Source organism: Petrimonas mucosa (assembly GCF_900095795.1).
Taxonomy (GTDB): domain Bacteria; phylum Bacteroidota; class Bacteroidia; order Bacteroidales; family Dysgonomonadaceae; genus Petrimonas; species Petrimonas mucosa.
The window spans coordinates 1,810,133-1,832,336 of record NZ_LT608328.1 but is presented as its reverse complement, the minus strand read 5'-3'; the positions used below and the strand labels follow the sequence as shown (position 1 = coordinate 1,832,336).

Sequence of the window (22,204 nt, the reverse complement as noted above, 5' to 3'; positions counted from 1 at the left end):
CGTGCAACTTGATGTTGACGAAGGATTTGACTGGTTTGATATCAACTGCATGGTTCGTTTTGGGGATGTGGAGATTCCCTTTATTAATTTCCGGGAGCACGTGTTGCAGCACATAAGAGAGTACGTACTCCCCGATGGCCGGGTGGCCGTTCTCCCTTCGGTGTGGTTCTCACGGTTTGGGGACATGTTCCGGTACGGTGAAATTTCGAGGAAGGCCATCCGTCTCCAAAGCTATCATTTTCGGGTAAAACAACTGGCGGTAAACGGTTCTTTCTCCGAAAAAAAGTTCGAGAGAGATGAGAGGGTAACCCATGAAGAGCCCGCGATTCCGGCTATTTTGAATGCTACACTAAGGCCTTATCAGGTAGATGGTTTCCGCTGGTTAGCCTACTTACAGCAAAACGGGTTCGGAGGGTGCCTTGCCGACGATATGGGATTGGGAAAGACCTTGCAAACCATCGCGCTGCTGTTGCATACCTATTCCGGGTTTCGCGAGGGGGAGGAGTCGTTGTCACGCGCGGGGGAGCCCTCCCGAACTGATCTGCCTGCTATGGGCACGTCCCTTACGCGGAAGGGCCAAAAAAAGAGGGACCCGCGTCAACTTTCGCTTTTCGACGATTTGGTGGAAGAGCAAGCGGGCGATGGACAGTTAACGGCCCTTGTAAATAATGAGCTGCCTCCCACGCTTATCGTGATGCCTACTTCGTTGATTCATAATTGGATCAACGAGTTTCAGAAATTCGCTCCCCGCTTTGAACTCTATGTCCACACGGGAGCACAACGCCTTCGTTCCAACGACTTTGAGAAAGCGACAGAAGGGGTTCAAATCATCTTGACAACGTACGGCATTGTCCGGCAAGATATCGATTTCTTGAGTCACTACCCGTTCCATTACCTGATCCTGGATGAAAGCCAGTATATTAAAAATCAAGCATCCCAAATTTTTAGTCGCGTGAAGCAGTTGCGTTCAACCTATAAACTCGCGTTGACCGGAACCCCCGTGGAGAATTCTCTTTCCGACTTATGGTCCCAGATGGATTTCTTAAACGAAGGTATACTGGGTAAACATAGCGAGTTCAAGGCGCGGTATCGAGAGGCAGACGTGATCAATAACGATACGGAACAACAAAAGCTACTGAAAATCATCGACCCCTTTATTCTTCGTCGTACCAAAGAGGAGGTGGCACCGGAGCTTCCCCCGTTGATACAAGAGAGCGTGTACTGTGAAATGGATGAAGAGCAAGAGATGGTTTACATCGAAGAGAAGAGCAAGATTCGTAAGGCGCTGCTGGAACGAACAGGGGAAGACGAACGGGGGCTTGCCGCGGTCGTGTTGACCGGGCTCACCCGATTGCGGCAACTCGCGAACCATCCTGCCCTGTCGATCGTCGATTACCAGGGAGGGGCTGCCAAGCTTGACCAAATTGTCGATGCCGCTTTCATCGCTTTGGCAGTACTCCCGGTTCTCGGCACTGTTGTAAGCCCCGTCGGCATGCACCTTCTCGATCTCGCCGGTTATTACTTCCCGTGTCTGTTCCAGGGCTTGCTGAAAGAAACCGTTGTCCGGGGCTGAAACCTCCTTTACCCGCGTGTCGGTGATCAGGTTCAACGCCGCCTCTTGACCGTCACGTTCCTGATCGCATGTCTCGGTGATGTTCACCGAGTACCCCTTGACCTTGTTGCCGTCCTTGTCGCGGTAGTGGCAGTCGGTGTCGTGGGGCGACTGGATGGACTTGGCGCTCACCTTTTCCTTCTCGAGCGGGAGGACGACCTTTTCCCGGCTGACGGTGTATTGCTGCTCGAAGACCGCTTTAAGGGTCCCGTACTGTCCATAGTCATGCTTCTTGAAGAGGTTGATAAACAGGTACATTAGTTTGCCCAACTCCAAGAAACGGGCGTCCACCTCCTCCTTCGTGCTGCGGTAGACCACCTTGTTTCCCGTTTCGCCCCGGATGCTCTCGATAAGGGAGAACATCTCTTTGGAAAGGCTTCTTTTGAAGATATGCTCCTCTCTTTCAGCGATGAACAGGCGAAGGGTCTCGTGGATCAACTCGTACCGGGAGTACCAGGCGATGTTGCTGCCGACCAGCTTGCTGTCCATGCGCACCCGCTTGCCTTCCACGTTGAACTCGAGGGCCTGGTCGCGGGTGATTCGCGACTGGCACTCCTTGAACAGGTCCACGCCGTGTTCCTTCTCGTGTTCAACCAGGTTACGGCGGAAAAGGTAATAGGTGGACGGGACCGGCTCGGCGTCCTCGAGGGACATGAGTCCCAGCGCGCTTCGAGTCAAAAGGTTGTACCCGCATTCGGAAAACAGCTGCCTGTCGCTCCATCCCTGGCCCTCCTTCAGGATCATCATCCCGACCAGTACGCGTATCGAAGCGTTGGGCGCGCCGTTACCCTCGGAATAGAGCACGCTGAATATATTCTCGTCAACGCGCATCACGACCTCTTTGCGAAACAGGTTATGCCAGGAGCCATCTTTCAGGTATTCCTTCTTCTTGGAGCCCCTGAAGTACTCCGTTGGCGATGAAAACAGGTCTAATTGACTATGGGAATCTGATTTCTTAAACATGTTGTAACGAGTTTAAATACACCGATAAGATATTGAATAATAATTACATACGCGAATATTTCAAGGAGATTTTTCAGGGTGAAAATCACCCGGTGAATAAAAGGTTATGAACAGAAAAAATTATAAACTAAAATTATCCCTCCGACTTTTCGGAGCGGACTCGTTTTTAAATTTTTGCAAAGATATTCATATTTGCCGGATATTTGCCATCCTCCCTTATCCCGTCAGATCGCAACATCCCCTATCTATTTAACTTTTCTTATGTTGTCTTTATCAATTATCAGTCGCCTGTTCAGAAAAAATCGCTACTTTTGAAAAAAAAAGCGTGGACGATGAACCCGAAGTTGACCCTACTCTTGCTTTTCCTAAGCGGACTGTTGACTCTTCCGGTAAAGGCACAAGAGAACCTGATACGGAAAGACAGTATAAAGCTCCCGTCACGAGAATCGCACGTCTCGACGACCGATTCTGCAGTCACCAGTGGAGTTTCTGTCACTATTCCCACCATACATCCGGTATTGGGAAAAGGGGGACTGCAATACAACCGCTTCAGCGACTTCTCGATCGCCCCATATCTGACACCCCGCACGCAGCGATCGAACATCCAGTTCCACGGTACCGGATCTGACGATATCAACAGCAAATCACGGACGGCAGTGGCAACCTACACCCCGGCTCCCAGAATAAGCCTCTATTCGGCAGCAACACTGGGATTGGTGGAGACACCCTTTTTCGGGAAGGCCAACTACTACATCCTGAATGGCGGCGTGAACTATCTGCTTTCCTCCAACCTGAACGCAGGAATATCGGGGATGTACAATTCAAACTTCAACCTCATTCCTTTCTGGAGTCTCTCCGCAGACCTGCAATACATGGCAGGCAGGAACCTGATGCTGGAAAGCAGTCTATCGTACATGCAGACAGCCAACAATCCGTTCAATCTGGACCAATCGGCCGTCCAGATCGATTTACACGGCCGATACAGATTGACCGACGACTGGTTCTTGAATGCCTATGGCGGATTTCCGGTTTCTCAGAAGAGCAACCTCCCCTCCCGCAACTTGATGCCGATGATGGACAATACACATTATGGCGGCACAGTTGAATACTGGTTTCAACCAACAATGGGTGCAGAGGCCGGATTGATCTGGGTGCGCGATATCTTTTCCGGCAAGATGCGTCCGCAACCGAAGCTGGAACTTAAGTTCCGCCCAGGGAAATAACCACCCCATTTTATCCCCTGTTTGTTACATTTCGTCGATTGAATCTAAACGTTTGTCTATTTCTTTTGTTAACAAGGGTGCATCAGCGTATTTTTGTTGCACTTTTGTATAGGGGGCAACTGTTTCAATGCCTGCTAACCAAAACAGTATTATTGCAATTTATATATGAAACATCCATGTTGAGAATTTAAAACATCCAAGGGAATGAAAATGGAAGATTTCCGTACATTTGCCGTACTCATTGAACGGAATAATTTATGGAATCACAAGTGTCATTCAACCAGGTCGTCTCCCGGGGATGCGGGATTGACGTCCACAAGAAGATGTTAGTGGCCACCATAAGTGGCGAAGGACTTAATACGGAAACCCGTGAATTCGGGACCGTGACGCGCTCTTTGACAGAATTGAAAGACTGGTTATTGGAAAACAGGGTAACCCACGTTGTAATGGAGAGTACGGGAGTCTACTGGAAGCCTGTCTATCATGTCCTCGAGCCCTCGGGATTGACGGTCTGGATAGTCAATGCCCGCCACGTGAAGAACGTCCCGGGGCATAAGACGGACAAGCAGGACAGCAGGTGGCTGTGCAAGTTATTGCTTGCCGGCTTGCTAAAACCCAGTTATATTCCCCCTCGTGAACAACGGGAGTTACGGGATTTGACGCGTTACCGGAGCAAACTGGTACAGGATATCTCCTCGAACAAGAACCGTATCATCCGCATCCTGGAAGACTGCAATGTGAAACTTTCGAGCGTGTTAAGCGATACCTCGGGAGTAACGGCAACCAGACTGATCGACAAGTTGTGTCAGGGGAAAGAAGTTACCATGGGCGATATTGAAGAGGTATACCACAAAAAGATAGAAGCCACCAAAGAGGAGCTTTTTGAAGCCTGTAACGGTTACATCACCGACCACCACATCTACCTGCTGGGCACTATCCGGGGGGACAACCACCACCTGGAGTCTCTCATACGGGATTTGGATGAAAAGATCAAACATGCCCTTGCCCCTTATGAGAATGCCCTGGAACGCCTGCGGGAGATCCCGGGATTGAACCGCAAGAGCGTGGAGGATCTTATCGCCGAGATCGGGCTGGATATGGATGTCTTCCCCAATGAGAATCATCTAAGCAGTTGGGTGGGCGTTTCACCGGGTAACAACGAGAGTGCCGGTAAAAAAAAAACGGACGCACCACCCACGGGAACAAGCAGGCCAAATCCATCCTGAGCCAATCGGCATGGGCGGCGTCGCGGACAAAAGGCACGTTCTACCACGCCCGGTACCATCGCCTGGCAGCCCGACGCGGCAAGAAAAGGGCCATTGTGGCCGTGGCCCACTCCATCCTCAAATCGGTGTATCATGTCTTGAAAGACGAGGTCCCTTACGATGAACTGGGAGCCGATTATTTGAACAGCCGGGTGGAAGCAAGGCGCAAAAGGTATCTGAAGGCAGAGCTGGAAAAGATGGGATATTGCGTCGAGCTTGTCCCGCATAATCCCGTCAGTCCTGCCGGAAGTTGAAAGTCTCCAACCCTGACATAAACGGGAAACAAGAGCCAAAGGTCGATTTTTACTGGCGCACGGCGCGACAAAGCGTCCAAGTCGAATATGAAACTGACCTCAACAGGTAAGCACCCAAGGTTGTTGCCCAAGAGCACGCATATGAAATTTTAAACCCTTCTTACCTGTTTGTCTTTCCGATAACCGGTGCATTTGTCCAAAAGATGAGTGCTGTCTTTTGTTTTGTCAAAACGAAGAAATATAATTTTTAAAATGAATTAAATCATTAATTAATAGATATTTATATATCGAACAATTTATATATGAAAAGATCTGTTTTTTTTATCGGTTTACTGCTTATCGGTTTCAATATTTTCGCTCAAAACAACGGAAGAATTACTGGAAAAATTGTCGAACAGGATACAAAGGAACCTGTTCCACAGGCTAATATTCGCATTTTACAACAGAAAGACAGTCTCTATGTCAACGGAGTAGCCAGTGGCCTGGAGGGCGATTTCGCCATTTCGGTCCCCTTTGGAAGCTATATTGTACAGATCACCTACGTGGGGCACCACGACTTGTTCCGCAATGTAACTGTAAACAATGCAAACCGGACGGCCAACTTAGGCACCGTTGAACTTGCAACGGACAACATCCTGCTTGACGCGGCAGTGGTCACAGCCAAAGCTGCCGAGATAGTTGTAAAGGGAGATACGGTAGAATATAATGCCGATTCGTATAAGGTGACCGAAAGTGCTGTTCTGGAAGAGCTGCTGAAAAAGATGCCGGGGGTTGAAGTTGATTCCGATGGTAAGATTACCGTGAACGGAAGGGAGATCAAGAAGATCATGGTGGATGGTGAGGAGTTCTTCAGCACCGATCCGAAAGTGGCATCGAAAAACCTCCCCGCCAAGATGGTTGAGAAACTGCAGGTGCTCGACCGGAAAACCGATATGGCGCGAATGACCGGCTTTGACGATGGTGAGGAAGAGACGATCATCAACCTGATGGTGAGACCCGGAATGAAAGAGGGTCTGTTCGGGAACGCTTTCCTTGGGTACGGTACAAAAGAGCGGTACGAAGGCAATGCGATGGTCAACTACATGAAAGATAAAAACCAGTATACAGCCATCGGCGGATTTAACAACACCAACAACGCCGGTTTTTCAGATCTGGCCTCCTCGATGTTCGGTGGCGGCGGTGGCGGAAGAAGAATGTTCTTTGGCGGTCAAAGCGGTATCACCACGTCGGGAAATGCAGGTTTCAACTTCAGTCAGCAGTTCACCCAAAAACTGAAACTTGGAGGAAATCTCCGTTATGGAAGTACAGACAACAATACGATCTCGAAGACACATACCCAGAACATCCTCAGCAGCGGGAACACCATCGAGGATGAGAGCAACTCGAACAACAACTACAGCCAGAATTTCAATATGGACATGAGGCTGGAGTGGACGCCAGACACGCTGACGAAGATCATTTTCAATCCGGAGGGATCGGTCTACAACAATCGTAGAACGGAGCTTAGCGACTTTCTGACGACCACCGAGAACATGGAGGATTCCATCAATTACGGGGACTCAAGGTATCATTCCGAAGGAGATGGAAAGAATCTCGCCGCCCGCCTGGATGTGAGCCGCACACTTGGCAAGCCTGGCCGTACAGTGAGTGTACAATTGCGGGGAGGAATCTCCGATTCGGAAAACAGGGGTACAAACCTCTCCAGTACATTCTACAACATTACCCAGCAAGATAGCCTGATCGATCAGCGGTTTGTCAATACCAGCGATTCCAGAAACTGGCAGACCTATCTCTCCTATGTTGAACCGCTGGGTAACAATTACGCCATCCAGTTTGCCTACCAGTACCGGCAAAACATATCGGAGTCGGACAAGGATACCCGCAAAAAGGATGAGGCAGGAAACTACACCATATTGGACGAACAGTACAGCAAGCGGCTGGAGAATAACTTCACCAATCAGGAGATCGAGCTCAATTTCCAGTCGGTCCGCCAACAGTACGACTATACGGTAGGGTTCTCCATTCAGCCGTCAAGCTCACAGAGCAAGACCTTTGTGGGTGAAAACATGATCAGCGATATCACTCGCGACGTGGTCAATTACGCCCCCACCGCACAGTTTAACTATAGATGGTCGCGCCAGCACAACTTGAGGCTCCGCTATTTCGGCAATACCGAACAGCCTTCGGTTACGCAACTCTCACCGGTTGTAGATGTTTCAAATCCGCTTAACATAACATACGGTAATCCCGATCTGAAGCCCTCTTTCACGCACAGGCTCAACCTGCGCTACCAGAACTTTATTCCCGAGAAGAACAGTTCAATGGGTTTCTTCGGTGATTTCCGATACCTGACCAACGATATCGTTTCATCCACCTTTACGGACAGGGAAACCGGACGCAGGGAGACTACCTACGAGAATGTTGCAGGCAACTGGAACGCCAACGGCCGTATGATGTTGAATGTGCCGCTGAAGAATATCCGATTCTCGATCTTCTCCATGACGTTTGCCAGCTACAACCATGCAAACGGATTCTCAAACCTGGAGAAAAACCTGAGCCGCAGGCTCAATTTGGGCGAAACGCTCGGATTGAACTACCGGTCGGACCTGATCGACTTCGGAATCCGTGGCAATATCAACCACAATAAGGTGAAGAACAGCCTGGAGGGGCAACGCGACCAGGAATATCTCAATTATGGTGGAAATGCCAATACCACCCTCTATCTCCCCTGGGATATCTCCATCGAGAGCGACATCAACTACAGCACCAATTCCGGTTACTCCGATGGTTTTACGCAGGATGAATGGTTGTGGAACGCCTCCATCCAGAAACAGCTCTTCAGTCAGAAGAACGGCACCATCCGCCTCAAGATATACGATATCCTGCAGCAGCGCAGCAATATCAGCAGATCGGTCACCTCCAACTATATTCGTGACACGACCACCAACACGTTGACGACATATTTCATGGTACATTTTGTCTACCGTTTCAATATCTTTAAAAATGGTGCAACGCAGGAAGACATGATGCCGATGCGCGGACCAGGAAATCCTCAGGGCAGAGGTTTCGGCCCCGGTTCCGGTCGTGGCCGAGGTCCCTCTGAATGATGAGAAAACAATTCATTCTAACATAAAAACCGAAAGAGATGGAAGATCGGATCAGGAATAATTCAACCAACACGTATGCCGTAGTTCTCGTACATATCTTGTTGTGGAGCATGATTGTGGTGGCCCCCTACTTTTTTATCGACCGGGTAAGGATTTTCAGGTGGGATCTCTTTATCCGCTCCACTCCCGACACATTGGGATTATTGCTGGTCTTCTATGTCAACTATTTCCTGCTGATAAAACAGTTTCTGTTCAAGGGAAAAACCAGGGAATTCATCATTTACAATCTGCTATTGATTATAGGAGCTGCAGTACTTATGCATTTTGGGAACGATCTGCTGAGGCTGATCGATCCCGTACGTGCCATGCGTCGCGGAAGCCGCCGTTTCAGGCCTTCGCCATGGCTTTTCGTTATCAGGAACCTCACCACACTGGCAACCATGATGGGGTTAAGCGTTGCCCTGAAAATGACATTCCGCTGGTTTGAAGTCGAGAGCGAACGGAAGGAGCTGGAAAAGGCAAAATCGGAAGCTGAACTGCAAAACATGAAAAATCAGATCAGTCCCCACTTTCTGCTGAACACCCTCAACAACATCTATGCCCTGGTAGTGTTCAACCCGTCCAAGGCGCAGCAGGCGATACTCGACTTGAGCAAACTGCTTCGCCACATTCTCTACGATAACGACAAGACGCTTGTACCATTACGTCAGGAGGTAGATTTTATCCGGAATTATGTCGACCTGATGCGGATCAGATTGGCCGATAACGTAAAACTGAATACCCGGCTCTCCATAAAAACGGCAAGCGATACGCCCATAGCTCCATTAATTTTTATATCTTTGATTGAAAATGCATTTAAGCATGGGATCAGCGGCAATAAACCTTCCTTCATCGACATCTCGCTGTCTGAGACTCCTGACGGGAAAGTTGAATTTGTCTCCCGAAACAGCTACTATCCAAAATCGGTAGCAGACAAGAGCGGAAGCGGGATCGGACTGGAACTGGTCAAAAAAAGGCTGGAGATGGCATACCCGGGAAGGTATAAATGGAATTCCGAAATAACCGACGACACCTATTCCACCACCTTGATCATCGACACAAAAGAGGGAGGCCGGGCTGCGATCCCCGACAACGGTGAGAAGTCTAAAGAGAAATAAATAACGATGAAACTGACTTGCTGGATAGTCGATGATGAACCGCTGGCGCTTGAACTGCTCGACTCCTACGTGCAGAAGACTCCGTTCTTAAAGTTGACCGGCAAGTTCTCCAGTGCCATACAGGCGATGAACAACATGAGCGGCGAACGCGTAGATGTGATCTTTCTCGATATCCAGATGCCCGAAGTGAGCGGCATGGAGTTTGCCCGTTTTATCGACAAGGATACGCGGATCATTTTCACAACCGCATTCAGCGAGTATGCCCTGGACGGATATAGGGTAAACGCCCTGGATTACCTGTTGAAACCTTTCTCCTACACCGAATTTCTAAGTGCCTCGAAAAGGGCGCTGGAGTGGTTTGAAATAAAAGCGGCTTCAGTTGAAAAAGGCGAAGCCGGAGTTACCGGAATCTTCGTCCGCTCGGACTACAAGCTGGTGCATGTCCTCTTCGATGAGATCCTGTTGATTGAGGGACTGAAGGATTATGTAAAGATTTATACCAACAAGGATCAGAGACCGATCCTGACGTTGATGAGCATGAAATCGATGGAGGACGAACTGCCTCAATCCCGTTTCATACGCGTGCACCGGTCGTTCATCGTACACCGCAACAAGATCGACCGGGTGGAGAAAAACCGAATCATCATCGGCAAGCACGAGATTCCCATCGGGGAGACCTACCGCAAATCATTCATGGAGGAGATCAACGGGAGATGATCCGTTCGTAGATGGCACAATTCTCTTCGTCAAAACAGACAAAGATCACCTCTTCCACCGATACGGCCGGAAAATGTTTCACTGCATCCACCGCAATTTCGGCCGCCCGCTCTTTTGGAAACCGATATACTCCTGTGCTGATGTTGGGAAAGGCTACCGTTTTTAAACCGCGCTCCTCGGCAAGTCTGAGCGAATTGAGATAACAATCCCTCAACAGACTCTCCTCGTTCCGGTTTCCACCGTACCAGACCGGACCCACCGTATGGATGACATACTTTGCCGGCAACCGGTATCCCCGCGTTATTTTGGCTTTACCGGTCTCGCAACCGTTCAGTTTCCGGCACTCCTCGAGCAATGCGGGACCTGCCGCCCGGTGAATGGCTCCGTCAACACCGCCTCCGCCCAATAGCGAATTGTTTGCAGCATTTACAATTGCATCTGTATCAAGCCGTGTAATATCGGCTTTTATCCAACTGATCTTCATATCTTGTCACCTTAAAACCATCTTTTTCTCCTGAAATAGACGATCATCACCACCACAATGAGCACCATTATTCCCCAGACAATGAAATAACCGTAATGCCAATGCAGTTCGGGAAGGTTATCGAAGTTCATCCCGTAAACACCCACAATAAAGGTGAGCGGGATAAAAATGACCGAGAAGATGGTGAGCAGGGTCATGGTATCGTTTAACTTTGTACTCATCGATGAGTGGTAGATGTTCAGGTCGTCATAGAGAACCTCGCGATAGTAGTCCAGCAGATCCACCGCCTGATTGATATTGTCCAGCAGCTCCTTGTAATGCCTCCTGTTCTCCTCCTGGATAAAGTCGGTATCGAGCTTCACCAGTCCCATCACCATCTCTTTTGCCGGTTTTATATCCACACGCAGATTACTGAGTTCACGCCTGAACTTGTCAATGATCCGAAGCATCTCCCTGTTGGTTTCCAATATCAGCCTCTCTTCCAGGGATTCCACTTTTTCGCCATATGCATCCAAGATGTAGATATAATTATCGATAACTACATCCATCAGGGTAAATGCCAGATAATCTGATCCGGAAATGCGGATCTTTGTTTTATGATTGCGGATCCTCTCCCTGACAGGATCAAACAGGTCGCCTTTCTCCTCCTGAAAAGAGATAAGCAGCCTGTTCATCACGACAAGGCTCAGGTTATTTACCGACACCGTCCTCTTATTCTCGCTGACTCTCATCATTTTCATTGAGACGAAGAATCCATTGTTGAATACCTCCACCTGGGGACGGGACGACGGATCCATCACGTCGGAGAGAATGTCGCCGGGGATGGCAAAGATTTCCGACAGATCACGGATGAGTTGACTGTTATGCAGCCCGTCAACGTTTATCCAGGTGATGGAGTCGGAGTTGAGATATCGCCTCAGCTCCTCCGTCTCTTTCACCTCGGTTTCGCGCACCGACTCCAGGTCGAAATCGATAACCCGGATACGGACAGCTTCCGCCTTTCTCTTCCCCCTGAACTTCAATTCATACGGGGAGAGACCGATATCTTCTCTCTTTTTGTGTGTAATGTAAGCCATAGTAAATGCCCACTTCCGGTTTTAAAGATTATTCGGGCTTCAGGCCCACGGCAAAGATAACCATTTCTCTGAAACAGTCGCGGGCTACGAAATATTTCGTAACCCGCAACAGAAAGAAGAGGTTTTAAGCGAATCGTATTACTCCTCGCCCAACAGGATCTTTACAATCAGGATGGCCGATTTCGCAACGGGGGAACCCGGTCCGAAAATGGCGGCAACTCCCGCTTTGTAGAGGAAATCGTAATCCTGGGCCGGTATTACACCCCCGGCGATTACAACAATGTCGGGACGGCCCAATTTGGCCAGCTCCTCAATAACCTGGGGAATCAGGGTCTTGTGACCGGCAGCCAGCGACGACACACCCAATACGTGAACGTCGTTCTCCACTGCCTGACGGGCAGCCTCGGCCGGTGTCTGGAACAGCGGCCCCATATCCACGTCGAAACCACAATCGGCATACCCCGTGGCCACCACCTTGGCACCACGATCGTGTCCGTCCTGTCCCATCTTCGCAATCATGATTCTCGGCTGACGGCCCTCTTTCTTAGCAAACTTTTCGGTCATTGCACGCGCTTCCTCGAGCGTGGCATCCGATTTAGATTCTGATGAATACACTCCTGAAATTGTTCTGATTACTGCATTATAACGTCCTACAACTTTTTCGCAGGCATCGGAAATTTCGCCAAGCGTGGCGCGAACCCGGGCTGCTTCGATCGACAGTTCCAACAGATTTCCCTCTTTTGTCTCCACACATCTGGTGATGGCATCAAGCGCCTTGCGTACCGCCTCATTGTCGCGGTTAGCCTTGAGTTGCTCCAGGCGGGCAATCTGCTGCTTGCGAACCTCGGTGTTATCCACTTCAAGAATATCAATAGGATCTTCTTTTTCGAGACGGCAGACATTTACACCGATGATCTTCTGAATTCCTGAATCGATGCGGGCCTGTGTACGTGCAGCAGCCTCTTCGATACGCATCTTCGGAACTCCCGTCTCGATGGCTTTTGCCATTCCGCCCAGTTTTTCAATCTCCTGAATAAGATTCCAGGCTTTGTCCACCAGCTCCTGCGTAAGCGATTCCACGTAATAGGAACCGGCCCATGGATCTACATGTCTGGTGATTTGCGTCTCTTCCTGAATGTAGATCTGCGTATTGCGCGCAATACGTGCAGAGAAGTCGGTCGGCAAGGCAATGGCTTCATCCAGTGCGTTGGTGTGCAACGACTGCGTATGACCCAGCGCAGCAGCCATCGCTTCAATACAGGTACGTCCCACATTGTTGAACGGATCCTGTTCGGTTAACGACCAGCCCGACGTCTGCGAGTGGGTTCTGAGTGCCATCGACTTCGGATTCTTTGCCCCCATGCTTTTTACGATCTTAGCCCAAAGCAGTCGCGCCGCCCGCATCTTGGCAATCTCCATGAAGTGATTCATGCCGATGGCCCAGAAGAAGGACAAACGGGGAGCAAAAGCATCGATATCGATACCGGCATTGATTCCGGCCCGCAGATATTCGATACCGTCGGCCAGGGTATAGGCCAGTTCGATATCGGCAGTGGCTCCCGCCTCCTGCATGTGGTATCCAGAAATGGAGATGGAGTTGAACTTCGGCATCTTCTGCGAGGTGAACTCAAAGATGTCGGCAATGATCTTCATTGAGAATTCGGGTGGATAGATGTAGGTATTCCGCACCATGAACTCCTTCAGGATGTCGTTCTGAATGGTTCCTGCCATCTCCTCAAGCTTGGCACCCTGCTCCTGGGCAGCCACGATATAGAAGGCCATGATTGGCAATACGGCTCCGTTCATGGTCATGGAGACAGACATCTTGTTGAGGGGAATACCGTCGAAGAGCACTTTCATGTCCTCAACCGAGCAGATCGAAACCCCTGCCTTTCCAACATCACCAACCACACGCTCGTTATCGGCATCGTATCCGCGGTGCGTGGGCAGGTCGAATGCCACCGACAATCCCTTCTGGCCAGAAGCCAGGTTACGGCGATAGAAGGCATTTGACTCTTCGGCAGTGGAAAATCCGGCATACTGGCGGATGGTCCACGGACGCATTACATACATGGTTGAGTAGGGTCCTCTCAGGAAAGGGGGCACACCGGCTGCATATCCCAGATGTTCCATTCCTTCAAGGTCTTCCTTCGTATATACAGGTTTCACCGGAATCTGCTCCGGCGTAAGCCAGTCGGCTTTTATCTCATTCTTTTCGGCCCACTCGGCAACATTTGTCGCTTCGAAGCCGGCAGATTTAATATCGATACTTTTGAAATCTGGTTTCATATTTTGTTTGTTTTGAGTCAGGACTTCCGAATCTGGAGTCAAGACTTACAGGTTTAATTTTTCTTTGCGTTAAATATAAGCGTACTGAATCGTCTATAGAAACGGTGAGATGAAATTTGCCGCTGAGAGCAGGAGATTGAACATCAACACCAGTTTTGCAGTGCGGGCAACCAGTGACGGGTCACCTTCGGTAGAAGCTTTCATCAGCCGGATGCTTGTTATGGCCGATGGAAAGGCAACCAACACCAGGAAAACCAGCGGGTGCAAAAGATGCAACGTCACGGCAATAGCTACCAGAAGATAGGCTGCCAGCAACATTGTCTGATAGTGAAGTTGTGCGCCCTCATCCTGAACCACATATGCGGTATCGGATGCATGAAGAAGGGCAGCCAACAACAACCCCGAAGGGGCACCTACCAGCAATACCGGCCAGACGAGCCGACCTGTCATGACATAAACAACGCCCCATCCGATAGACAATCCATAGCAGAGAAATAGCAACACTCCACTCAGACCGACATGCCTGAACTTTTGGTACAACATGCAACCGGCAGCATAAAGCGAAAGCGCGCCGATTATGGCAACCATGCCATTGGAACAGTACAATTCGGCAACAACACCGGTTCTATAGAGATAAAACAGGTAAGAGAAGACCACCAGCACTGTTGATCCGGAGATGGACCAGAGCCAGGGGGAATTAACTGTCAACCGGTGTCTGAGTGTGGACATGGCTATAGAAGTTTCCCGTTGAACGCCTTCAACGTCTCATATACGTTGCTGCGAACGTGAATGAAATGTTCAATTCCATGAGCTTTCAACTCATCCATACAAGCGGGAGCCCCTGCAACGACAAAGATCTCTTTTCCTCCTTTCAGCAGATCGAAAGCCTTGGGAGCATACTCCACATACTCATCATCGCTCGAACAGAGTACAACCACATCGGCACCGGCATTACGGGCAGCGGCAACACCCTCCTCCACAGTCGGGAAACCGTTGTTGTCGATAATCCGGTATCCGGCACACGCGAAGAAGTTGCTCGAGAATTGAGAACGGGCCAGACGCATCGCCAGGTTTCCGATAGTGAGCATAAAGACCTTAGGAGTCTTGCCACTTTTTTCGGTAGCCAGTCTGAGCGCATCGAACTGCTCCGACAATCTCCTTATCACCAATGGTTTGAGTTCGGTTTTATCTACGCTGCCACAACCGCATGAGTGATCTTTTGGATCAGTAATCTTCTCAGCCATGGTTTCCGTAAAGTTTGGATACTGGTTGGTGCCCAGCAGTATCTCTTTTCTGTTGGCAACTGCATTGAAACGGGCTTGCGACGAAGCTGCAACGGCATCCTGCACAAAACCGGCCTTGAGGGCTTCATAGAACCCTTTCTCCTCTGTCTCCAGGAAGAGTTTCCAGGCCTGTTCGGCGAGTGAAACCGTCAGCGTCTCGATGTAATATGAACCCGAAGCCGGATCGGTCACCTTATCGAAATGGGCCTCCTCTTTCAGCAACAGCTGCTGGTTTACGGCAATCCGTTCCGCAAACTCGGTAGGTGTCTCGAATGCTTCGTCGAAAGGACGTACCGTGAGCGAATCTACTGCACCGATAGTGGCAGACATAGCTTCGGTCTGTGTACGGAGCATGTTGACATACGGGTCGTAAAGCGACTGGTTAAAGCGCGATGTAGAGGCATGAATATTCATTTTGGCAGCGCAGCGGCAAGTACCGTCTTCCGCTGTATTGTCGCATGTGATATGGGGAGGGCATGGTGGATTGTATGCATTCACGATCTCGGCCCATAACCACCGTGCAGCACGGAACTTGGCAATCTCCATGAAATAGTTTGAGCCTACGCCAAACTCAAATTTAATTTTCTTTGCAGCCAGCGACGGGGCAACTCCCTTTTCGATAAGCGCACCCAACAGCTGATTTCCGTAGGAGAGGCTGAAACCCAGCTCCTGATAACTGTATGCACCGGCATCGTTCAGCAGGTTACCTGTTACGGAGAGACTTCTGTAACGGGGAAGCGGAGCCGTGATTTTAACCATTTCAACAGCATCGTCAATCCAGTTGGGCACATCCACCCCCTTCTTCAGTATCTTCCTGAAAGGATCATATTCGATGGAGCCGTAACAATTAAGGAGATCGAGGTTTTGTGATGTAAGGTAGGCTACTACCAGCCGTGCCAGTTCGTCGGTTTTGGAGATGCAGGTCCTGAAATTCAACTCCACCTTTTCTGGAGCAATACCGTTGAGAAGGAGTGCGAGGTTTTCTGCCGAAAGGTTATTCTTCGGAAGATGGAAACCAAGCGACGTAACCCCCTTTTCCAACAGCATCAGTGCTTTCTTGTTGGCCTCGGCATAGTCTTTCACGTCGATATCCTGACGTACATACCAGACATTCTCCTTTCTCGTGCTTCGTACATAAGGGAATTGTCCCGGCAGGTTTGTGACCTGTGCGAGTCCTTCGATATTTTCTGCCCTGTAGAAAGGATTCACATTAAAACCTTCGTTTGTTTTCCACACCAGTTTTTTTTGGAAGTCAGCCCCTTTCAGGTCTTTGGTAATGACTTCCATCCACTCTTCGGTGGAAACCGGAGGGAAATCTGTAAAAAGTTTTTCTTTCTGATTACTCATAATTTATTCATATTAAATATATTGGTTTTTCCAAATTTCAGATTTTTCAACTGTTGATATCGCTTAAATTCTTATCGTCAACAAGTTCGCAATCGAGTAGGTAGGGGGATTACTCCCCCGCCCTCTCACACCACCGTGCATGCTTTCGCACACGGCGGTTTCTTTTAATTGTTTAACCTGTCGTAATTTAATGTGAGGTTGTAAAGACCTGCTGCATCAAACCATTTGTTGTTGAGAGCCTGGTGGGCTTGTGGGCATCCTGACTTGCGCCAGTGTCCTTTACCGGAGAGGGCTAATATCCAGCTTTGCCAGCTTTCAACGCCCTGTCTTTCAAGAAAACGTTGCAAGGTAATGACCCTCTTGCACTGCTTTAATCTATAGCACCGAAGTTTCCTGCGTATCCATGAATCAAGATTCTTTAATACTCTTTTACATCGGGCGTAGCGAAAGTAGTTAAGCCAACCGCGCATCACGGGTACGAGTTCTGCAATTACTTGTTCGAACTTCACTCCCCTGTTTCGCTTGGTTATACTGCGTACTTTCTCCTTGAAGCGTTCAATGCTCTTCTCTGCTATGGTCAGGTTCCCATCCTTTTGGATGGTGTAGCCTAAGAATTTGGTTTGATTTACCTCGCAAACCTGACTTTTGTCTTTGTTGACAAGTAGTTTCAGTTTGCTTTCAATAAAGCCTGTTATCGATTCCATTACTCTCTCGCCTGCCGTTTGGCTGCGTACGTAGATGTTGCAATCGTCCGCATATCGAACAAATTTGTGTCCCCTGCGTTCTAACTCCTTGTCCAGTTCGTCTAAAACTATGTTGGATAAGAGTGGGGACAGGGGGCTCCCCTGGGGGGTGCCTTCGGTACGTTGACTTACAACGCCATCAACCAGTATTCCACTTTGAAGGTATTTGCGTATCAGTCTCAATAGCGTTTTATCGCCAATGGTCTCTGACAGCCGATACATTAACCGGTCATGATTGACGACATCGAAGAACGTTTTCAAGTCCATGTCTACAACGATATTTCTTCCTTCCTCCACATATTCGCTCCCTTTCTTTAACGCTTGATGGGCGCTCCGGTTGGGACGAAATCCGTAGCTGTTTTCGGAAAATTTCTGCTCGTAAATTGGACTTAGTACCTGTGCTATCGCCTGCTGGATGATCCTGTCGGTTACCGTGGGGATACCCAGTTTGCGTTTACCTCCGCCCGGCTTGGGTATTTCGACCTGCTTGACCCCTTGGGGTTGGTAAGTGCCGTTGTATAGTTTGTCCAGTAGACTTTTTCCATCTCCTGCGTACCATACGGCAAATCCTCCTACCGCCATTTGATCGATTCCCGCTACTCCTTTGTTCTGCCTTACCTGTTTGTAGGCTTGTTTGATATTGCTGTGACACAATATCGCTCCCATTAAATCCGGGGCTAAGGCTCGTCCCTGTTCGCCTGCTTCTTTTACTTGCAACGCCTTTGCTGACTGAGCTCCACGTACGGCTTCACTCTTGTCATAAGGGCGATCAACCTCCTGACCCGTTTCAGAAAACAGATCGTACTGGTAAGTTTTTGCTTGCTGTTGCGCCATAAAACAAATTTTGAACTGACTGCTCCTTAAATTAAAAGATTCAGACCTTCTTCCGTGCTGTTCCTGCTCCGGAATACTATGTCCTCTGCTGACTTCTTGTAAGACATGAACTTGCATCACTGCCCGTCCTGCACTGTTGGTGCATCCTACAAGATCTCTCGGGATAAGATATTAAACTTTCTCTGCGTTCTGCCTGATTTACTCCACTTGAGTTACGGTTGAATTTTGGGCGTTCCCAATCCATTGCTCGGTTGCCCTCTCTTGTGAGCCTTATATCAGGTTTCTGTGCGTCAGAACTTCAGATTTGCTGATGGCTTCTTTCAGATTTGCAGTTACCCGCAACACCCTTGCCAGTCGCTAATGTTTCCTATCAACTCGGCACATACAGGAACTTGCATCCTGTCAGCTTAATACCATGCCCGACATACAAATTACGCTTTTTTGCTTAGTTAAAAAAGCGTTTTACCCATTTGTTTTATAAGATGTCAACGGGAGATCGAGCCCCTTTCAGGCTGCTGCAGGGGGGCTAAATGGCTGAAGGTTTCGGAAGCAGTGTTCTTGGCTCAGAACGTTTTCAACTCCGACAACAGGCCGGCTATCTTTTCCACGACGGCTCGGGAATATCTTTTACCCTTTTCTGCTGTCGATTTTTTGGGATTACCGATTCCAGTATCGCTGGTAACCTGTTGCCAGTGACGGGGCATCCATCCCACTTTCTGGTTGATCGACTCCATCGGAAGTGGCGCAGGCTTACCATCGCCAGCCTGTTCCAGCTTCACCAGATCTGGTCGGTAATGGAGCAACACCGAGGTCTCCTGTTCTCCACCGTGCTCATCGACCCTCTCCTCAAAGTAGTCGCCAGTAGGCACGATCGTCCACCAGTCCACCGCAATGATGGTAAAACCGGGCTGTCGTTTTGCCAGATCACGGATATATGGCTTGAAGGTGTTGCCACCGTGTCCGTTCAGAATAACCAGTTTTGAGAACCCCTGAACCTGTAACGACTCCACCACATCACTCAGGATCGCTTTCTGTGTTTCACTGTTCGTGTGGATACAGAGCGGCAGATCCCACTGTCCCGGGTTTTGTGATCCAAAATAGACCGGTGGCAGGACAGCGCAAAGCACACCCGATCTTTCATAGGCAAGCGATGCGCTCTCCAGGGCGATATGGTGCGACAAAAAACAGTCGGTAAGGTAGGGCAGGTGGTAATTGTGCGGCTCACATGCGCCCCAGGGCAGTATCACCGCATCGTATCGCGTCTCTTTTACATCTTTCCAGTTGGCGGAGCTGATATCAATTGCATTCATAATCACTTGTTGATTTATTGTTCATCTCAATCAATAAAACGGCTAGATAATCTCGTCGCCTGGCGAGACCAGTCCATTCGATATGGAGTAGAAGGTCAACCCTGAAACAGTCTTGATACCGGTTTTTGCCATGATGTTTTTCCGGTGTGAAAGAACGGTATTCAGGCTGATGTTCAGTTTTTCCGCAATCTCCTTGTTTAACCGTCCCTGAACGATAAGTTTCAGCACCTCGATCTCCCGGTTAGTCAACTGCCTGTCTCCGGCCGGCGACTTGGAATCATCTGAAAATGTGTGGCTCAGGTGTTCGATATGACCCGAATCGAGCTCTCTCAGTTTGGGACGCAGCACTTTTTCCAGTAACCGGTTATGAATATGCAGCTCCCTCTCGAGGGCAGTAATGGAAAAGATCACTGCATAAGCCAGGTTCTGGTTATAGTTTCCGGAAATATGCCTGATTATGATGTTCTTCAGGTCATGCAGCAACTCGTTCGGGTAGTCGCCCGGCTGATCGAGACCCTGTTGAAGGTGGTCGGCAAGTTCCGACTTGAACTGGTAGAATATCTTGTGCAGCAGCTTCAACTCTTCATTCTCCCCGTTATTCATCGCGACAAAAGGGGTGAAGTGCTTCTCCAGGTTAGGTACGGATGCCTGCAGGTAATTCTCGACGGTACGTTTGAGGTAGTCCACAATGAGGGAGACATCAAATTTATCCAGATCCTTTCCCGGATCGTAGCTCTCGTCCATGTAGACATTCAGGATAGCCAGTATGAAGTCGGGATTCAACTCATTCTCCTGGCAGATTTTCTCGATTGTCTTCTCTCCCACCCCAAGCTTGATGCCGAACCTGTTCACGACCGGAATCAGCTCGCTGTGCTCGGTCAGCAGGTCAGATAGAATCACGTTCTTGTTAATGTCTGCCATTTCTACGGGAAGTTCCTTCAGCAACCGATCGGGGTTGATTCCGCCTCAGTTTTTTGAAAAAATGGATGATTGCATCAATGGGATTATGGTATATCATCCTTGGGCCTGAAAACCGCATGACCTCTTTAATTTTCAACCGCATCTCATTCTTGTAACAGTGGATGGAACATGCAGCGCAAGTAGGTTTATCTTCGCCGAAAGGACAGTTCTCAAGCCGCCTGCTCGCATAATCTCTAAGGTTGATGCACTCTTCGCACAACTGCGAAGCCTGATTGTGATTCGCCCTGCAATAGATAGCGATCATTCTGCTCACCACTTTTTTTTCGCTTTCGTTCATACCAAGTAAAAGAAGTCACGGTTTTTTTACAGTGCCGTAAAAGTAACCTTTTTATTCCTCTTCTCAAAATCGGGAGAACCAGAATTGAAAAAAAGTCCACTCACCCTTTTTCCGCGACAGGAGGCAACTTCACGGTCCGCATCTGTTTAAGTATCTGCGATTGCCGCCGCTTCATATATGAGGATGGATTTTTTGAGCTGTATTTCAACGGATTGGGCAGCGTTGCGGCGATCAGGGCCGACTGTGAAGCCGTAAGCTTGTCGGCTGTCGTATCGAAATGTTCCCGGGCTACCGCCTCAACGCCATAGATGCCGTCACCTGTCTCAATACAGTTCAGATAAACCGTCAAGATCCGTTCTTTCGACCAGAAGAGCTCGATCAGAACGGTGAAATAGGCCTCCAACCCCTTTCTCAGCCAAGACGACCTGGGCCAGAGGAAGAGATTTTTGGCCGTCTGCTGGCTGATGGTGCTTGCTCCACGGGGACGCTTACGGGTCTTGTTCTCCTTGAGTGCCTTTTTAATCTCAACCATGTCAAAACCGTTGTGATTGAAGAAACGCTGATCCTCCGAAGCAAGCACCGCACGCTTCATGTTGTCGGAGATCTGCGAGTAAGGGACCCACCTGTGGCTTACCTTCGGCTTTTCACCATCAACGAGCTGTTCCATCACCCTTATACCCATCAACGGGGTGAAATGGACTGGAAGAAACCGGTATCCCAATACCGACGCAATGCTCCACAGAACAAAATAGAGCACAATCTTACCAATAAACCGGGATATCTTTCTCATGATGCTACTTCACTACCTCAATTTGAACCTTACCCGCCACCTTCCGTCGGCAAAATCGTGGCTGATAATCTCAAAATGACCGATTTCCGACGTATTCTCTACGTGTGAACCGATACAGGCACAGACATCGTAGTCGCCCACCCTCACTATGCGCAATGTTTCCGACACATTTTCAGGCAGTTTAGACAGGTCGACAATTTCAGCCGCCTCTTTCATCGGCATGAACTCTTCCAAAACCGGAAGATGACGGCCAATCACTTCGTTAACTTTTGCTTCGATGGCCTTTACCTCTTCATCGGTAGGCGGATTGGGGAGCAAATAATCGGCTTTGCTCTTCTTGCGCTCGATATGTGTATTTTTTGAGCGTTCACAACCGAACATCCTCACCATGGTCTGGTTGAGAATATGCTCAGCTGTATGCATTGGCGGGTACTCCTGTTTGTTGTGTTCGTTGAGTTGAAATTCCATAACCTGTTTTGATATGCAAAGATA

18 protein-coding genes and 1 pseudogene are annotated in these 22,204 nt (G+C 49.1%); 7 read left to right on the top strand and 12 right to left on the bottom strand.

All coding sequences use genetic code 11. The features are described 5' to 3' along the window. Positions 1-49: 49 nt before the first annotated feature. Positions 50-1,573, top strand: a complete 1,524-nt coding sequence (locus ING2E5A_RS15900) for a DEAD/DEAH box helicase (protein ID WP_394332598.1) — start codon at positions 50-52, stop codon at positions 1,571-1,573. Positions 1,574-2,179: 606 nt separating this feature from the next. Here ING2E5A_RS15900 and ING2E5A_RS15895 read toward each other — a convergent pair. Continuing rightward, positions 2,180-2,443, bottom strand: a pseudogene (locus ING2E5A_RS15895) (transposase); the annotation flags it as partial. 443 nt (positions 2,444-2,886) lie between these two features. On the opposite strand from ING2E5A_RS15895, the gene ING2E5A_RS07310 reads away from it, so the two are divergent. The 6 genes from ING2E5A_RS07310 to ING2E5A_RS07285 all read left to right on the top strand — a co-directional run bounded on the left by ING2E5A_RS07310 (position 2,887) and on the right by ING2E5A_RS07285 (position 10,298). After that, entirely contained in the window at positions 2,887-3,798 is a 912-nt protein-coding gene (locus ING2E5A_RS07310) for a hypothetical protein (RefSeq protein WP_143102504.1), read from the top strand. Positions 3,799-4,055: 257 nt separating this feature from the next. After that, positions 4,056-5,024 carry an IS110 family RNA-guided transposase gene (locus ING2E5A_RS07305; protein ID WP_071136849.1) on the top strand — a complete coding sequence of 323 codons (969 nt, stop codon included), beginning with the start codon at positions 4,056-4,058 and terminating at the stop codon, positions 5,022-5,024. Positions 5,025-5,119: 95 nt separating this feature from the next. Continuing rightward, positions 5,120-5,317 (top strand): hypothetical protein, encoded by a 198-nt coding sequence (locus ING2E5A_RS15310; protein WP_154670055.1) that lies wholly within the window; start codon positions 5,120-5,122, stop codon positions 5,315-5,317. Positions 5,318-5,619: 302 nt separating this feature from the next. Beyond that, positions 5,620-8,424 (top strand): TonB-dependent receptor, encoded by a 2,805-nt coding sequence (locus tag ING2E5A_RS07295; protein WP_071136847.1) that lies wholly within the window; start codon positions 5,620-5,622, stop codon positions 8,422-8,424. A gap of 38 nt (positions 8,425-8,462) precedes the next feature. Beyond that, positions 8,463-9,581, top strand: coding sequence for a sensor histidine kinase (locus ING2E5A_RS07290; RefSeq protein ID WP_071136846.1), 1,119 nt, complete (start codon positions 8,463-8,465; stop codon positions 9,579-9,581). A gap of 6 nt (positions 9,582-9,587) precedes the next feature. Continuing rightward, positions 9,588-10,298, top strand: a complete 711-nt coding sequence (locus ING2E5A_RS07285; protein WP_071136845.1) for a LytR/AlgR family response regulator transcription factor — start codon at positions 9,588-9,590, stop codon at positions 10,296-10,298. On the opposite strand, the gene ING2E5A_RS07280 is transcribed toward ING2E5A_RS07285, so the two are convergent. From ING2E5A_RS07280 to ING2E5A_RS07235, 11 genes are all read right to left on the bottom strand, one after another. Next, positions 10,285-10,782 (bottom strand): O-acetyl-ADP-ribose deacetylase, encoded by a 498-nt coding sequence (locus tag ING2E5A_RS07280; RefSeq protein WP_071136844.1) that lies wholly within the window; start codon positions 10,780-10,782, stop codon positions 10,285-10,287. The two genes, ING2E5A_RS07285 and ING2E5A_RS07280, sit on opposite strands and share 14 nt — an antisense overlap. A gap of 11 nt (positions 10,783-10,793) precedes the next feature. Further along, entirely contained in the window at positions 10,794-11,858 is a 1,065-nt protein-coding gene (gene corA, locus ING2E5A_RS07275; RefSeq protein WP_071136843.1) for a magnesium/cobalt transporter CorA, read from the bottom strand. 138 nt (positions 11,859-11,996) lie between these two features. After that, positions 11,997-14,147 (bottom strand): methylmalonyl-CoA mutase, encoded by a 2,151-nt coding sequence (gene scpA / locus ING2E5A_RS07270; protein ID WP_071138253.1) that lies wholly within the window; start codon positions 14,145-14,147, stop codon positions 11,997-11,999. A 93-nt stretch (positions 14,148-14,240) separates the two neighbouring features. Next, positions 14,241-14,876 carry a UbiA prenyltransferase family protein gene (locus tag ING2E5A_RS07265; RefSeq protein ID WP_071136842.1) on the bottom strand — a complete coding sequence of 212 codons (636 nt, stop codon included), beginning with the start codon at positions 14,874-14,876 and terminating at the stop codon, positions 14,241-14,243. Between the two features lie 2 nt (positions 14,877-14,878). Beyond that, on the bottom strand, positions 14,879-16,777 hold the full coding sequence (gene mutA / locus ING2E5A_RS07260; protein ID WP_071136841.1) for a methylmalonyl-CoA mutase small subunit: 1,899 nt from the start codon (positions 16,775-16,777) through the stop codon (positions 14,879-14,881). A gap of 164 nt (positions 16,778-16,941) precedes the next feature. Continuing rightward, entirely contained in the window at positions 16,942-18,354 is a 1,413-nt protein-coding gene (gene ltrA, locus ING2E5A_RS07255; RefSeq protein WP_197678527.1) for a group II intron reverse transcriptase/maturase, read from the bottom strand. Positions 18,355-18,917: 563 nt separating this feature from the next. After that, positions 18,918-19,664, bottom strand: coding sequence for a creatininase family protein (locus tag ING2E5A_RS07250; protein WP_071136840.1), 747 nt, complete (start codon positions 19,662-19,664; stop codon positions 18,918-18,920). Between the two features lie 42 nt (positions 19,665-19,706). Further along, positions 19,707-20,585 (bottom strand): LuxR C-terminal-related transcriptional regulator, encoded by an 879-nt coding sequence (locus tag ING2E5A_RS07245; protein ID WP_071138252.1) that lies wholly within the window; start codon positions 20,583-20,585, stop codon positions 19,707-19,709. Further along, positions 20,572-20,922: a nitrous oxide-stimulated promoter family protein gene (locus ING2E5A_RS15020; protein WP_083373240.1), complete on the bottom strand. Its 351-nt coding sequence runs from the start codon at positions 20,920-20,922 to the stop codon at positions 20,572-20,574. The genes ING2E5A_RS07245 and ING2E5A_RS15020 overlap by 14 nt, the downstream gene beginning before the upstream one ends. A gap of 100 nt (positions 20,923-21,022) precedes the next feature. Then, complete coding sequence (gene mtgA / locus ING2E5A_RS07240) at positions 21,023-21,712, bottom strand: monofunctional biosynthetic peptidoglycan transglycosylase (protein WP_071136839.1); 690 nt, start codon at positions 21,710-21,712, stop codon at positions 21,023-21,025. A 12-nt stretch (positions 21,713-21,724) separates the two neighbouring features. Beyond that, positions 21,725-22,180, bottom strand: a complete 456-nt coding sequence (locus ING2E5A_RS07235; RefSeq protein ID WP_071136838.1) for an alanyl-tRNA editing protein — start codon at positions 22,178-22,180, stop codon at positions 21,725-21,727. Positions 22,181-22,204: the final 24 nt, after the last annotated feature.

What these genes read in the sequence shown, in the direction of transcription:
- ING2E5A_RS07305 (WP_071136849.1), top strand. Translation starts at nt 4,056, where the DNA reads ATGGAATCACAAGTGTCATTCAACCAGGTCGTCTCCCGGGGATGCGGG.
- ING2E5A_RS07280 (WP_071136844.1), bottom strand. Translation starts at nt 10,782, where the DNA reads ATGAAGATCAGTTGGATAAAAGCCGATATTACACGGCTTGATACAGAT.
- ING2E5A_RS07290 (WP_071136846.1), top strand. Translation starts at nt 8,463, where the DNA reads ATGGAAGATCGGATCAGGAATAATTCAACCAACACGTATGCCGTAGTT.
- ING2E5A_RS15900 (WP_394332598.1), top strand. Translation starts at nt 50, where the DNA reads ATGGTTCGTTTTGGGGATGTGGAGATTCCCTTTATTAATTTCCGGGAG.
- ING2E5A_RS07285 (WP_071136845.1), top strand. Translation starts at nt 9,588, where the DNA reads ATGAAACTGACTTGCTGGATAGTCGATGATGAACCGCTGGCGCTTGAA.
- scpA (WP_071138253.1), bottom strand. Translation starts at nt 14,147, where the DNA reads ATGAAACCAGATTTCAAAAGTATCGATATTAAATCTGCCGGCTTCGAA.
- ING2E5A_RS07295 (WP_071136847.1), top strand. Translation starts at nt 5,620, where the DNA reads ATGAAAAGATCTGTTTTTTTTATCGGTTTACTGCTTATCGGTTTCAAT.
- ING2E5A_RS07245 (WP_071138252.1), bottom strand. Translation starts at nt 20,585, where the DNA reads ATGGCAGACATTAACAAGAACGTGATTCTATCTGACCTGCTGACCGAG.
- ING2E5A_RS07250 (WP_071136840.1), bottom strand. Translation starts at nt 19,664, where the DNA reads ATGAATGCAATTGATATCAGCTCCGCCAACTGGAAAGATGTAAAAGAG.
- ING2E5A_RS07235 (WP_071136838.1), bottom strand. Translation starts at nt 22,180, where the DNA reads ATGGAATTTCAACTCAACGAACACAACAAACAGGAGTACCCGCCAATG.
- mtgA (WP_071136839.1), bottom strand. Translation starts at nt 21,712, where the DNA reads ATGAGAAAGATATCCCGGTTTATTGGTAAGATTGTGCTCTATTTTGTT.
- mutA (WP_071136841.1), bottom strand. Translation starts at nt 16,777, where the DNA reads ATGAGTAATCAGAAAGAAAAACTTTTTACAGATTTCCCTCCGGTTTCC.
- ltrA (WP_197678527.1), bottom strand. Translation starts at nt 18,354, where the DNA reads ATGGCGCAACAGCAAGCAAAAACTTACCAGTACGATCTGTTTTCTGAA.
- ING2E5A_RS07265 (WP_071136842.1), bottom strand. Translation starts at nt 14,876, where the DNA reads ATGTCCACACTCAGACACCGGTTGACAGTTAATTCCCCCTGGCTCTGG.
- ING2E5A_RS15020 (WP_083373240.1), bottom strand. Translation starts at nt 20,922, where the DNA reads ATGAACGAAAGCGAAAAAAAAGTGGTGAGCAGAATGATCGCTATCTAT.
- corA (WP_071136843.1), bottom strand. Translation starts at nt 11,858, where the DNA reads ATGGCTTACATTACACACAAAAAGAGAGAAGATATCGGTCTCTCCCCG.